The organism is Bartonella sp. TS82HLJMH (assembly GCF_042193495.1).
Taxonomy (GTDB): Bacteria; Pseudomonadota; Alphaproteobacteria; order Rhizobiales; family Rhizobiaceae; genus Bartonella; species Bartonella grahamii.
Map to the genome: position 1 here is coordinate 74,901 of NZ_JBHILU010000005.1, position 14,123 is coordinate 89,023.

A 14,123-nucleotide genomic window follows, 5' to 3' on the forward strand; every position below is an offset into this window, starting at 1 on the left:
AGAATAAGGCTACAACTTCATGTGAAGATGGTGGAGGATAGTTTATAAGCATTATCTGTTACAAGTATATCCCGTTCTGTTTCAGTTTGGGAAGAGCTTTTATCCTATCGGCAAAAAAACTTGAAGTATTTTATAGAAGCGTTTTTTGTGATTGCTGATGGTAAATACGCATTTCTCTCTTTAAAAGAGAAGGGTGTGGTGTTTTTATAAGAAGCATTAGAAGATATTTGTGTTGCCTCATTTAAAGGGGCAGTGTTGCCTTTTTTGTCCATTTTTTATCTTCTTCATTTAAGTAAGGTGCATTCATCTGATAAACGCGCGCATGGTAATCATTGAGCCATTGCCGTTCTTCTTGTGTCAAAAGCTCTGGGAGAATGAGTTTTCGATCAATAGGGCAAAGTGTAAGCGTCTCAAACGAAAGCATTTCTATATCCCCGCCATCAATTTTTTGTGCTGGCTTTACAATTATCAAATTTTCAAGACGGATACCAAAAGCACCTTCGCGATAATATCCTGGTTCATTTGAAAGAATCATACCGGAGATGAGTTCTTGGCATCCTTTGCGGGAAATATTTTGTGGTCCTTCATGAACAGAAAGATAAGACCCAACACCATGACCGGTGCCATGAGCATAATCAAAACCAGCTTTCCACAATGCAATGCGCGCTAGAATATCAATGTCTTGTCCGCGGGTTCCTTTTGGAAATCTTGCAGTTGAAAGAGCAATCATACCTTTGAGGACAAGCGTGAAACAGCGTTTTTCTTCTTCTCCAATATTCCCAATTGCTACTGTACGTGTGACATCTGTCGTTCCATCACGATATTGTCCACCTGAATCAACAAGATAAAGTTCACCCGCATTGAGTTGTTTATTTGTTTGTGTCGTTACACGATAATGAATAATGGCGCCATTTTCTCCTGCTGCTGAAATTGTATCAAAAGAAAGATCTTTAAGTTCTTCTCCCATTTCTTTTGCTGTATTTATGCGAAATTCTTCTAATTTTTGAGCGGCAGAAATTTCACTTATTGACCCTGGTATTTGTTTATCTAACCAGGAAAAAAAACGGGTTAGGGCAACACCATCGCGTAGATGCGCTTTGCGTGCGCCATTGAGTTCTGTGTCATTTTTAATGGCACGTGGTAGAGCGGCAGGGTCGGTAAGTGTGATGAAAGAGCTATTTTTTTCTTCAATAACAGTTCGTAATTTTTCGCATGTTAGCTGTGGATCTAAGGCAAACACTATCCCTTTTTGAACATACTCTTTGATCTTTGGAATAAGCTGTTCTGGTTCATATAATTTTGCATAATGTTCCAGATATTGTTTCTGTTCTACACCAAGTTTTTTGTTGTTAATGAATAAGGCTGGTGTTTCTTGGATTGGAATGAGAGCAAAACAAAGGGAAAAAGGTGTGTTGGAAACATCATTGCCACGTATATTGAATGTCCATGCAATGGAGGAGGGGTCTGTAAAAATAAAAGCATTTGCATGAGTTTTCTGTATATCTTTGTAAATCAAAGCGAGTTTTTCATCCGTATTGCACCCAGCATATTTGAGAGGGTGAATTGATAGGGCAGCTTGTGGCAATGATGGCTGATCATGCCAAAGCAGATCAATGGGATTGGAGTGAGTTGCTACAAGTTTTCCACCTACTTTCATTTCTAATGCGTTTTTCAATGCATCGGTGGCAGTGATGGTGTGGAGCCATGGATCAAAGCCAATAGAAAGTTTTTGACCATTTTTTTCAAGCCATTGTGAGGGGGGGTAGGTTATGAGATCTTCATAATCAAAAATATTAGGATCAGTTTGTTGGCGAACTTGGAGTTTATATCGCCCGTCTGTAAATATGATGGCTTTGTTTTTTAAAATCAGTGCAATCCCAGCTGATCCAGTAAAGCCGGTTAGCCAGCTAAGGCGTTGAGCATGAGGAGGGACATACTCTCCTTGATGTTCATCTGCACGTGGAACAAGAAAACCATCGAGTCCAAGGCGGTCTAGTTCTTTACGAAGAGAGGCAATGCGTTCTACTGCATAAGCAGGATTTGTTGTCGCCTCAAAAGATTGATACATAACGACGTCCTTTTCTTTTACTTTATTTCAGATGTATCGTAACCCATCCTTGACGGTGGTATGTTTCAATGTGTTTCAGCCCTTGTTTTACATAAGCCTTTAAAACATCTGCATGTTGTTCTTCAAGAATTCCAGAGAGTATCAGTGATCCACCTTTTTGGAGTGCCTTTACCATTTCTTGTGCAAGTGCGATAAGAGGATTGGCAAGGATATTGGCAACAATGAGATCAAAGGGAGCACGTGAAGCAATTTCATCATGGGCAAAATCTGTTGCTGTGACAGCTTTGATATATTTTTTTACGCCATTGAGTTGGATATTGTGTTGTGTAACTTGAATAGCGATTGGATCAATATCAGATGCAAGTATAGCAATAGGTTTGAGCATTGCGATGCCGATGGCGAGTATCCCACTGCCGGTACCAAGATCAAGTGCATTTTGGGGATTTTCATGTTCCATCACTTTGGCAATCATTTCTAAACAACCAGCTGTTGTTCCATGATGTCCGGTGCCAAAAGCTTGATTTGCTTCAATTTCAATAGGGAGAACATTGGCTGGAATGGCGTTTCGGTTGTGACTTCCATGAAGAAAAAAAGGACCGGCTTGCACAGGTTTTAGTCCTTCTAGGCTTTTCTGTACCCAATCAATGTTGGGTAAAACTTCCATATTAATTTTATCAGGATCTATAGAAAGGATTTGGGCAAAGCGTTTCAAAATATGCTCGTAGTTTCCTTGGTTTACATAGAGTGAAAGTTCATATACAGCATTTTGTTCATCTATCTCTGTAAGAGCAAGAGGATAACCTTCTTCGTCAAAGGCTGTGTCTATAAGGGTATAGAACCGTTCTGCTTCATTTTTAGAAGCAGTATAATAGAGGCGAATTTGTTGCGACATGCTGTTCTTTCTTTTGATCGGCTTTTTTTAGTTTAAGATGAGTTTTTTTAACCGTTCAATGGCGATTTCATCTTTTAATTCGCTATCGCTTTCTTTCGTGTCATAACGGATAACGCCAGCTAATTTTCCACCTTTTTTGAGTAAAAAAATTGCTGCTGTATGGTTATATGTATAGTTTCCATCTGTTCCAGGGACTTTTTCAGCAACGATGTTAAAGGAATTGACCATTTTATGAACTTTATCAGGATCTCCACTGATCCCAATGATTTTATTGTTAAAATTACTGAGATATTCATGGAGCACTTCTGGTGTATCACGTTCAGGGTCAACAGTAACAAACCATATGCCTAATTTATCGGCCTTGGGTCCAAGGGCTGTAAGCCATCGATCAAGATTCATCAATGTCGTAGGACAGATTTCAGGACACATAGTGAATCCGAAAAAAATTATTGAAGGCTTGCTTCGAATATCAGCCTCAGTGATATTTTTTCCATTAGAATCAGTGAGTGTAAAATTATCACCTAAAGGCTTATTTGTCAGCGCATCATAAATAAAAACACCTGCAAGAAATATGATTGTCAGCCCCAAGATGCGTATTACATTTTTCATAGTTTGACTCTCTTAGATAGATCACGAAATTGTAACATCGGCAGGTTTGTTTTGCAATCTCTGTTTCATGGTTGATTTTATTGGCTTGATTGGTATGTCTTTCCATATCTATTGATGAAACATTGGTGAGGGATGCATGAATATTGAGAACGATCTTCGATTTCATGAAAGTGAGCCTCGTGTCCATACGACAGCACGGCTACATGGTTGTAAATTAGGGCGCTATGTGGAAATTAATGAGCGGGTGATTTTACGGGATGTAACCGTTGGAGATTTTTCTTATTTAGAACGTAATAGTGAGGCTATTTATAGCGATATTGGGCGTTTTTGTTCTATTGCATCTCATGTACGGATGAATGCGTTGGAGCATCCTATGGAGCGCGTTTCAACGCATAAAATAACCTATCGTCCAAACGAATATTTTCGTTATATGGCTCTTGATCGTTCTTTTCGCGAAAGGCGTTGTGCAAAACGTGTTATTATTGGGCATGATGTGTGGATTGGATATGGCGCGGTTATTATGCCTGGGGTGACAGTTGGACATGGAGCAATTATTGGTGCTAACGCTGTTATAACGAAAGATGTTATGCCTTATGCGGTTGTCGCTGGTGTTCCTGCTAAACGCTTGCGGATGCGTTTTCCCAATCATGTCATAGAATGCCTTTTGGAGATGGCTTGGTGGGATTGGTCGCTTGATACAATTTACGATGCATTGCCGGATATGCAAAATTTACCCATTGAAGTCTTTGTTCGCAAATGGAAATGATAATCAGAATAAAACAAAACGTTCTCTTGCAAAAACTGATCGTGGTTTGCTTTTAGTTAAGCTTTGTTTACAAAATTATCTAGTACACGCTTTTCACCGGCTTTTTCAAACATTATTGTCAATTTATGATCGTCTATTGCTGTAATATGACCATAACCAAATTTTATGTGAAAAATCCGATCATTAATAGAAAAATCTGATGATTCATGAGAGATTGATTGAGCGATAAATTTCCCTTCAATCGTCTTGTTTTTTTGTGCACGCTTTTGTCTTGCTGTTGCATAGCCAGTATAACAGGAATCGTGATTTTGAAAGGAAGATTTTCCATAACCACCATAAGCTGTTTCCGTTGCTATGACTTCTATATGTTCTGCTGGTAATTCATCTAGAAAGCGGGAGGGAAGAGTAGATTGCCAAAGTCCATGAATTCTACGATTAGATACAAACCATATATGCAGGTGTTTTTTTGCTCTTGTGAGTCCAACATAAGCAAGACGCCGTTCTTCTTCTAATCCTGAACGTCCACCTTCATCTAATGAGCGCTGATGGGGAAAAAGTCCTTCTTCCCAGCCAGGAAGAAAAACTGTTTCAAATTCAAGCCCTTTGGCTGAATGAAGGGTCATGATGTTGACTGCATCGGTATTTTCATTGTTTTCAGCATCCATAACCAGTGCAACATGTTCCAAAAAACTTTGAAGATTTTCAAATTGTTCCATGGAACGGATCATTTCTTTAAGATTTTCTAGTCGTGTAGGAGCTTCTGGTGAGCGATCTTCTAACCACATGGTTGTATAACCAGAATCATCAAGGATAATCTCGGCAAGTTCTTTATGAGGCGTGTCTTGAAGCATATTTTGCCAGCGGCGGAAGTTTTCAATAAGGTTTCGTAACGCACTGCGTGCCTTAGGCTTTAACTCATCTGTTTCAATGATGTCAGTGGCCGCAGAAAAGAGAGGAACAGCACGTGCTCGCGCACTCTCATAAAGAATGCGCAGGGTTGCATCGCCTATGCCGCGTTTCGGTGTATTAATAACACGCTCAAAAGCTAAATCATCAGCAGGTTGGACAACAACGCGTAAATAAGCCATAGCATCACGTATTTCCATTCGTTCATAAAAACGAGGACCACCAATGACGCGATAGTTAAGACCAAGCGTTACAAAGCGATCTTCAAATTCACGCATTTGGAATGATGCACGCACCAATATAGCCATATGATTTAATGCATGACCTGTTTGTTGTGCTTGTTCAATTTCTTCTCCGATGGCACGGGCCTCTTCTTGCGAATCCCATGCTGAATGTATTTTTACTTTTTCTTCCTCACTCTTTATTTGTGCAGAAAAAAGGACTTTTCCCAGTCTTTCTTGATTATGAGCAATGAGATGGGAGGCGGTTTTAAGAATATGGGATGTTGAGCGATAATTGCGTTCTAGACGAATAATTTTGGCAGAAGGAAAATCTTTTTCAAAACGTAATATATTCTCGACTTTTGCACCACGCCATCCATAAATGGATTGATCATCATCGCCAACACAACAAAGATTAATATGTTGACCTTTGGGCTGTTGTGCCAAAAGGCGAAGCCAAAGATATTGTGCTGTATTTGTATCTTGGTATTCATCGACAAGAATATAGCGAAATTGAGAATGATATTCGCGAAGAATATCTGGATTATGTTGGAAGATAGAGATAGAATGAAGTAGAAGGTCGCCAAAATCACAAGCATTGAGGTCTTTTAATCGATTTTGATAACTGTGATAAAGTTCGCGTCCCATGCCGTTGCCAAAGGAATGAGCATCACTTTTTGAGATATGTTCTGGTGAAAGTCCTTGATTTTTCCAAGAATCAATCATCATGGCAAGGTTTCGTGCGGGCCAACGCTTATCGTCTAGTCCCTCAGCTTGAATAAGCTGTTTTAAAAGTCGAAGAACATCATCGCTATCGAGAATTGTAAAGTTTCTTTTTAAACCAACAAGCTCTGCGTGACGGCGTAAAATTTTAGCACCAGTGGAATGAAAAGTTCCAAGCCAAGGCATACCTTCAACAACTTCTCCAATAAGTTCACCAATACGTATTTTCATTTCACGTGCTGCTTTGTTGGTGAAAGTGACAGCAAGTATTTGCTGAGGAGAGGCAAGCCCACAGCGCAAAATGTGAGAAATACGGGTTGTTAAAACGCGCGTTTTTCCTGTACCAGCACCTGCAAGAACTAAAAGAGGTCCCTCAGTATTCATAACAGCTTGTTGCTGTTCTGGATTGAGTTGTTCTAGATAGTCTGTGTTATATGATTTTTGTTCTTTCAGAGTAGGGGAGAAAAAACCAAAGCTCTTCTTATCATGGTCTGGAGGGGAATCTTCTTCAAAGAAAGGTATGTTGTGATCAGAAAAATTACTCATTATATCTTTTTTGTAGTCTTTTTTTCATTGAAGTTCTAGATTAAAAAAACTTCTCTTAAAAGAGTCATAATAGCTTCAGTTGAATAAACAGAAAGAGAACGTAAAAAACAAGCACAAACATTAAAGGCGTTGGCTGAGAACGCTTTGAAGGGCGTAAACGCGTAACGAAGCCGAAAGATTCACTTGTTGTGGTCTTTTGCTATCAATATCAGTGATAATAAAGGCTAAAGATTGTCCTTTTTTGCGGGCTATGTCTTTTAGAATATCTAAAAATGGTGGTTCTAAAGAGACGCTTGTTGCGTGTCCATCAACGCGAACAGATATTTTCCGTGGAATGACTTTTGACCAATCGATAGAATTATTTTCGTGCATTTTTCCACCTTTATTCGTCGTTTCGTAAACGATTTTGATCAAGAAATTTTTGCGTTTTTAAAGATTTTTGTTGCTCAAAAATTTTTTCAGTTTTTGTTCGTCCAAAACGATAACGATTTTGCTCAGCACGAAGAGATTTTTCTGTACGTTTTTTTTGTTTTCGAAATTGGCGAAGATTAATCAATTCAGTCATGAGAAAATTTATTTTTTCCGAAAAGAATCTAAAGAGACAACATCAGCACTTTGTTTTGTATCGTTATTTGAAGATTCTTTATTTGTACTGAAATTTTGTTCTTTTGTAAGCGTATTTTCTTTTTTTTGTGTGTTTGATAAGGTAATGGGTGTCGTTGAGGTATTTTCTGAATTTTCACTTTCTCCAGAGGTAAGATTTGAGGGCAGATCAAATGCTGCTTCAAATGCTGCTACAGGATCGTAAAAGACCTGAATGGAAGCAAAAGGAATCACGAGCTTTTCGGTTATTTCCCTGAAGGAGAGGGTTACTTCGAAAGCTGTTTCTGAAACACTGAGATCTCTAAACTGATGTTGTAAGACGATTGTCATTTGCTCAGGATAGCGATTTTTTAGTCGAGGAGAAATTTTAACGCCCGGGGCATTCGTCAAAAAAGTTATAAAAAAATGATGATTTCCCGGAAGACCTGCTTTGCTAACTTCCGATAAAACTTTACGGATAACTCCACGAAGCGCATCCTGAACGAGAATATCGTAACGGATTTGATCTTTAACCATCGAAGTTTATTCCTTTTATTTCACGTAGCAGAATGGAGCGTATTGATATTGTGTGATAGATATATTTTAAAATTAGCAGTATTTTGTCTACGATGCACCTCAATAAATCGAATAAATACGAAACTCTATGGTAAATAATGTTTGATAATGTCTGAAAGATCAATCAATAACATTTAAAAAAGTGAAGGCTTCTGTTGCCAGGTGCCTCCGAACCCCGCTTAAACCTGCGACGGTTTAAGACTTAAATTGAAACATTCGCACTGCATTAAGCAGCGAGACGTGCTTCCGCATAGTTGTCATTTGCAACTACTCATTTAGTCCGATAACGGTGGTACTATGCCGAGTAAAAGAGCAATCTTTACGCCCTTGTCGATCCTATTTCGCCCCCACCAAAATATAATTTTTGTCTCTTATATTTTGGTGGAGGCGCCGGGTACCGCCCCCGGGTCCAATGAGTTTATTTCATTGTCCATTTATTACCATAGCTGGTAAACCAGCTCCTTAAATATAGATGAAGAACAGTCTTAGGAAAAGGGGGGGTTGTTAATATTTTTAATCCTCTAATTATTTATGGAGCTATATGATGCGGCGGTAAAGTATAGACCGCTCATTTTTGGAGAGGAGATGATGCAAAATGACCAATAATCTAGCAGATATTAAACTATATGATTCAACCCCCGATGAAGCAGCAGTAGAACGACTTAGCCGTCGTTTAGCTTTGGTGATGAAAAAGCAGGATGCAGCGCTTGTTGCTACATCGGATCCAAAAGAGTTAGAACGCGTTGAAAAATGGGTTCAAGATGTATTAGGCGCGGATGAGCAGAGGGCTAAAATGGCTGTGTCAAAAGTTGCAGAAATGATGTCTGGAGATCGCAGAAAAAGTCGTATGACTTTCTATTATTTGGTAGCTAAACAATTAAACGCACTTGATAAAATTTAAACAATTTTAAAATTCAATTTTGCTCAATAAAAAAAGCCCAAAATTCTTTGGGCTTTTTTGTTTAGCATCGAAGGTTTAATCGTTTTCTTGAAGATATCCTCCTTTGCTCATATCCGGTATAAAGAGGGTGGCAATGAATGCAATGATCATTACGCCGATTACGTAAAAATAAAACAGTGATTCATGTCCTATATTTTTTAATCCAAGTGCTACGTATTCGGCAGAACCACCAAATAATGCATTGCCAATAGCATGAGAGAGACCAACTCCCAGTGCTCGTACTGAAGAGGGAAACATTGCTGATTTTACGACACCAGAGATGGATGTATACATGCTCATAATACAGAGTATTCCAATAATAACTGATAGCGCAATCCATGGATTATGCGTGTGACCGATTATGAGAAGTCCAGGAATCGTAAAGAGAGTAGAGAGTGCACTCCAAAGGATAAGTAAATTTCTTGTCCCAATTTTATCAGCTAGGATACCAAATATGGGTTGGAGTAATATGAAAATAAAGAGTGCCGCGGTCATTACAGTTGTAGCGGTATGTTTATCAAAACCCGTGGTTGTGATCAGATATTTCTGCATATAAGTCGTACAGGTGTAAAATGTGAGAGATCCTCCAGAGGCGAAAAGAACAATCACAAAAAATGCTTTTGTATGCTTGCTTAGAAGCTCTTTAAGACTACCAGTATGTTTTTGAGAGCGGCTTTTTTTAGTGGTCGTTTCATGAAGCGAACGACGTAGATAAAGTGCAACTATTGCTGCTAATCCACCAATGGCAAAAGGAATACGCCAGCCCCATGTTCTTAATTGGTCTTCCGTTAGATAAAGTGCCAGAATAAATATAATAAAACTGGCTAAAAGTTGACCAGTAATAAGCGTACCAGATTGGAAAGAAGCGAAGAGACCGCGGTGTTTTTTAAGGGAAACTTCGCTTATATAAGTTGCAGCTGTACCATATTCACCACCTGCTGAAAGTCCCTGCATCATACGGATTAGGAGGAGAAGAATTGCTGCAGTTCTCCCTAAAGTTTCATAAGTGGGAAGTATGGCAATGAGAAAAGAGCCCCCACACATCATAAGAATAGATATGAGCATCGAGTTTTTTCGTCCATAACGATCAGCAATAAAGCCAAAAAGCCAACTTCCAATTGGGCGCATAAGAAAACCAATAAAAAAAATCCCTGCAGTTTTAAAAAATTGGGTAACAACATCGCCATCTGAAGGGAAAAATTGTGGTGCAAAGTAAATAGAGGCAAATGAGTAAACGTAAAAATCATACCACTCTACTAGATTCCCTGATGCGCTAGATATGATAGCGAAGATACGTTTTCTTGTATCATGTTGTATTAAAGTTGTTTCATTTTTCATGAAGTGCTCCCCTTTTAAATTTATAGTTGATATTTTCTAACCATAATTGTTTATGATTTCCAGAAAAATTCAATTGTGTAATGATTATTTTTATGAATAACTATTTAAAATAAAATAATTTTGCAATTTTAAACTATTTATTATATAGTATAAATATTTTTATTAATTAATTTAAATAATAAAAATCGTTTTAATAAATTTATAACTTAAATATAATTGTTTTCTTGATAAGATTTGATTAAGTTTTTCTTATAGTAAGATACATTTAATTTTATGAAAATTTGTTAAATTTAAATTATATCAATAGATTTGTACAATTTTTGGTAATTTAAGTATTTTATAAAAGGCTGTTTTATTCTTTTATTAAATAATTTTATTCATAGCATTAACTCTGTTCCTGATTTGCAAGAGGTATAGTTATGAGGACGTAATATAAAAAGGGTAGAAAAAAATCTTATGGTATTTGGGTTTCTCAATTGAGATAAAAAATGATAAACAATCATTACAAATCAATATGTTATGGAAGTAATATCTATAGGTCATAGAAAGTATTCGATGACTGTCTATTGTTGAGAGTAAGATAATGAAGTGGGTTTCATAAATAAAATTAAGTTTTTGTGTAAATAATTATAAAAAAAAGCCCATTTTCTTGGGCTTTTTTATCCAAAAAATAAGTTTAATGAAGTTTATCGTCTTTATCGAGATATCCTCCTTTATCTATATCGGGCATAAGGAGAATAGAGATGAGTGCAATGACCATCATACCAACTATATAAAAAAAGAAAACAGATTCGTATCCCATATTTTTTAATCCAAGCGCTACATATTCAGCAGAACCGCCAAATAGTGCATTTCCAATGGCAAAAGCAAATCCAACACCAATTGCGCGGATTGAGGCTGGGAACAATTCTGCTTTTATGATACCAGCAATGGACGTATAAAAACTCATAACACAGAGTATTCCAATGATGATTAAGAGTGCTGCCCATGCATTATGGGCATTCCCAATCATTTTAAGTACAGGAATGGTGCAGATAATGGATAAGGTACTCCAACTAATGAGTGAAGCTCTTGCTCCAATTTTATCGGCTATGAAACCTAAAAGGGGTTGGAGTAGCACAAAAATAAAGAGGGCGGCAGTCATTATCGTTGTTGCAGTTTGTTTATCAAAGCCCGTGGTTGTGATCAGATATTTTTGCATATAAGTGGTGTATGTATAAAATGTGAGTGATCCACCAGCTGTAAAGCCAACAACCAAAAAGAAAGCTTTTTTATGATTACGAAAAAGTTCTCTAAGACTACCAGCATGTTTTTCAGAGCGGCTTTTGTGGGTTGTTGTTTCATGGAGCAAACTACGCAGATAAATTGCGACAATTGCTCCAAAGCCACCAATGACAAAAGGAATACGCCATCCCCACGCTTTTAACTGATCTTCAGTAAGGTAAAGAGATAAAATAAATATTATAAAACTTGCAAGAAGTTGACCTGTGATCGTTGTTGCATATTGAAAAGAAGCAAAGAGCCCACGACGATTTTTGGGTGCAACTTCGCTCATATAAGTTGCTGCTGTACCATATTCACCGCCAACGGAAAGTCCTTGGAACATGCGGACTAAAAGGAGGAGAAATGCTGCTGTTATTCCCAAGGTTTTATAGGTAGGAAGTAGGGCAATGAGAAAAGAGCCTCCACACATCATAAAAACAGAAATCAGCATTGAGCGTTTACGTCCATAACGATCCGCAATGAATCCAAAGAGCCATGCTCCAATTGGACGCATAAGAAAGCCAATAAAAAAGATTCCTGCAGTTTTTAACAGTTGTGTAACGATATCTTCATCTTCAGGAAAAAATTGTGATGCAAAATAAACCGATGCAAAGGAGTAAGCATAAAAGTCGTACCATTCTACCAGATTTCCTGATGCACTGGATATGATAGCAAAAATACGTTTCCTTGTATCATGTGGATCTAAAGTTGTTTGATTATTCATGAAGTATTCCCCTTTTAGATTTATAACTTTTCTTCTCTTTAAAGTTGTTTACAGTTTAAGCCATAAAAATTCAATTATATTGCGATTTTTCTTAAAAAAAGGGGGATGGAAGCGGCTTATTTTTATGATGTTTGCAGTTTTTATTTTTGTCATAGAACAAAAACGGTACTCATATTTATAGGAAGGTATGTTTTGATTTTTATTGTATCTTTAACGGTGTCATTGATCATCCAGATCAGAAAGGGGTGTTGAGAGAGGATTGATTGGTGATAATAGATGCGGTTTAATTTCTATTATTAGACAAATAAGGAAACGATATTTTGCTTATTTTTGATAAAGAAAAGAGGATTTTAATTAAAACAGATCTGATGTTTTTAAAGCTAAGTATACTGGATTTATTGGTATCATGAAAAATATACGGTCATGACATGGGATAATTTATTTACCATGGTTCATATCAAAGAAGAGGATATCGCTCCTTTATGATACGAGAGATGTTTATGATATGAAAGGCGTGTCTGTAATAGGTTGTAAATATTGATTTTACAGTACTATCATAATCAAGAAGCCCGAAAAATCGGGATTCTTGATTTAGTTTAGAAAATTTAATGGATACTATCACCTTGAAGATAGCCCTCTTTCCGAGCATCGGGCATTAAGAGAACAGAAATGAATGCAATAATCATCATGCCGGTTATATAAAAATAGAAGACAGATTCATATCCAAGATCTTTTAATCCAAGCGCGACATATTCAGCAGAACCGCCAAACAGTGCGTTGGCAATAGCATAAGAGAGCCCAACTCCTATTGCTCGTACTGAAGCGGGAAACATTTCTGATTTTACAATGCCAGAGATGGACGTGTAAAAGCTCATAATGCAGAGCATTCCAATAATAACTGATAAAGCAATCCATGTACTATCAGTACTACCAATCACATTAAGTCCAGGAATGGTAAAGATAATAGATAAGACACTCCAAATAAGGAGTGAAGTTCTTGTTCCAATTTTATCAGCCATAAAACCAAATGCAGGTTGAAGTAACATGAAAACAAAGAGTGCAGCAGTCATCACAGTTGTGGCTGTATGTTTATCAAAGCCGGTGGTTGTAATCAGATATTTCTGCATGTAAGTCGTATAGGTGTAGAATGTGAGCGATCCTCCAGCGGTAAAGCCGATAACTAGAAAAAAAGCTTTTCGGTGGTTGGTTAGAAGTCCCCTAATACTACCAGCTTGTGCACTAGAACGACTTTCTTTGGTCGTTGTCTCATGGAGCGTGCGGCGTAGATAAATCGCAACAATTGCTCCTAGTCCACCAATGGCAAATGGAATACGCCAACCCCATGCTTTTAGCTGATCTTCGGTGAGGTAAAGCGCTAAAATGAATATAACAAGACTGGCTAGAAGCTGACCACCAATCAGTGTGGTGTATTGGAAAGAGCTAAAAAATCCTCGGCGATTTTTGAGGGCAATTTCGCTCATATAAGTTGCTGTTGTACCATATTCACCACCGACAGAAAGCCCCTGAAGCATTCTGAGTAAAAGTAAAAGAATTCCTGCTGCTACTCCAATGGTTTCATAGGTAGGAAGTAGGGCGATTAAGAACGAACCACCACACATCATAAAAACAGAGATAAGCATTGAGCGTTTACGTCCGTAACGATCGGCAATGAAGCCAAAAAGCCATCCGCCGATTGGGCGCATAAGAAAACCAATAGCAAAGACACCAGCTGCTTTTAAAAGTTGTGTAACGACATTGCCATCTGAGGGAAAGAATTGTGATGCAAAGTAAATGGACGTAAAGGAATAAACATAAAAATCATACCATTCTACTAGATTACCTGATGCACTGGACATGATAGCCCAGATACGTTTTCTTGTATCATGTGGTGCTAAAGCTGGTTCATTCTCCATAAATTTATCCCTTTTATGATCATACCTAACTTGTTTCTTTTAAAATTTATTTACGA

The 14,123-nt window shown here is 37.7% G+C and carries 12 protein-coding genes and 1 other RNA gene; 2 read left to right on the forward strand and 11 right to left on the reverse strand.

From position 1 onward, the window contains the following. Positions 1-241: 241 nt before the first annotated feature. From ACFIKO_RS03730 to ACFIKO_RS03740, 3 genes are read right to left on the reverse strand one after another with little or no spacing between them, the layout of a single operon-like run. Positions 242-2,068, reverse strand: coding sequence for an aminopeptidase P family protein (locus ACFIKO_RS03730; protein WP_375673311.1), 1,827 nt, complete (start codon positions 2,066-2,068; stop codon positions 242-244). Positions 2,069-2,090: 22 nt separating this feature from the next. Further along, the gene (locus tag ACFIKO_RS03735) at positions 2,091-2,960 is read right to left on the reverse strand and encodes a 50S ribosomal protein L11 methyltransferase (RefSeq protein WP_375673313.1); all 870 of its coding nucleotides are present in this window, start codon (positions 2,958-2,960) and stop codon (positions 2,091-2,093) included. A 27-nt stretch (positions 2,961-2,987) separates the two neighbouring features. Further along, on the reverse strand, positions 2,988-3,569 hold the full coding sequence (locus ACFIKO_RS03740) for an SCO family protein (protein ID WP_375673315.1): 582 nt from the start codon (positions 3,567-3,569) through the stop codon (positions 2,988-2,990). A 136-nt stretch (positions 3,570-3,705) separates the two neighbouring features. Here ACFIKO_RS03740 and ACFIKO_RS03745 point away from each other — a divergent pair, with 136 nt between their 5' ends. Further along, the gene (locus ACFIKO_RS03745) at positions 3,706-4,335 is read left to right on the forward strand and encodes a DapH/DapD/GlmU-related protein (protein ID WP_375673317.1); all 630 of its coding nucleotides are present in this window, start codon (positions 3,706-3,708) and stop codon (positions 4,333-4,335) included. A 56-nt stretch (positions 4,336-4,391) separates the two neighbouring features. On the opposite strand, the gene ACFIKO_RS03750 is transcribed toward ACFIKO_RS03745, so the two are convergent. From ACFIKO_RS03750 to ssrA, 5 genes are all read right to left on the reverse strand, one after another. Beyond that, positions 4,392-6,731, reverse strand: a complete 2,340-nt coding sequence (locus tag ACFIKO_RS03750) for an ATP-dependent helicase (protein WP_375673319.1) — start codon at positions 6,729-6,731, stop codon at positions 4,392-4,394. A 120-nt stretch (positions 6,732-6,851) separates the two neighbouring features. Then, positions 6,852-7,103, reverse strand: coding sequence for a ribbon-helix-helix domain-containing protein (locus ACFIKO_RS03755; RefSeq protein ID WP_375673321.1), 252 nt, complete (start codon positions 7,101-7,103; stop codon positions 6,852-6,854). A 10-nt stretch (positions 7,104-7,113) separates the two neighbouring features. Then, positions 7,114-7,296: a DUF4169 family protein gene (locus ACFIKO_RS03760; RefSeq protein WP_375647248.1), complete on the reverse strand. Its 183-nt coding sequence runs from the start codon at positions 7,294-7,296 to the stop codon at positions 7,114-7,116. An 8-nt stretch (positions 7,297-7,304) separates the two neighbouring features. Next, on the reverse strand, positions 7,305-7,850 hold the full coding sequence (locus ACFIKO_RS03765; RefSeq protein ID WP_375673323.1) for an SspB family protein: 546 nt from the start codon (positions 7,848-7,850) through the stop codon (positions 7,305-7,307). Between the two features lie 180 nt (positions 7,851-8,030). Then, positions 8,031-8,387: a transfer-messenger RNA gene (ssrA, locus tag ACFIKO_RS03770) on the reverse strand. A gap of 97 nt (positions 8,388-8,484) precedes the next feature. On the opposite strand from ssrA, the gene ACFIKO_RS03775 reads away from it, so the two are divergent. Beyond that, complete coding sequence (locus ACFIKO_RS03775; protein WP_375673325.1) at positions 8,485-8,790, forward strand: DUF2853 family protein; 306 nt, start codon at positions 8,485-8,487, stop codon at positions 8,788-8,790. A gap of 75 nt (positions 8,791-8,865) precedes the next feature. Here ACFIKO_RS03775 and ACFIKO_RS03780 read toward each other — a convergent pair whose 3' ends face one another. From ACFIKO_RS03780 to ACFIKO_RS03790, 3 genes are all read right to left on the reverse strand, one after another. Further along, positions 8,866-10,167, reverse strand: a complete 1,302-nt coding sequence (locus tag ACFIKO_RS03780) for an MFS family transporter (RefSeq protein WP_375673327.1) — start codon at positions 10,165-10,167, stop codon at positions 8,866-8,868. Positions 10,168-10,843: 676 nt separating this feature from the next. Next, positions 10,844-12,154, reverse strand: a complete 1,311-nt coding sequence (locus ACFIKO_RS03785; protein WP_375619621.1) for an MFS family transporter — start codon at positions 12,152-12,154, stop codon at positions 10,844-10,846. Between the two features lie 605 nt (positions 12,155-12,759). Further along, on the reverse strand, positions 12,760-14,067 hold the full coding sequence (locus ACFIKO_RS03790; RefSeq protein WP_375619620.1) for an MFS family transporter: 1,308 nt from the start codon (positions 14,065-14,067) through the stop codon (positions 12,760-12,762). Positions 14,068-14,123: the final 56 nt, after the last annotated feature.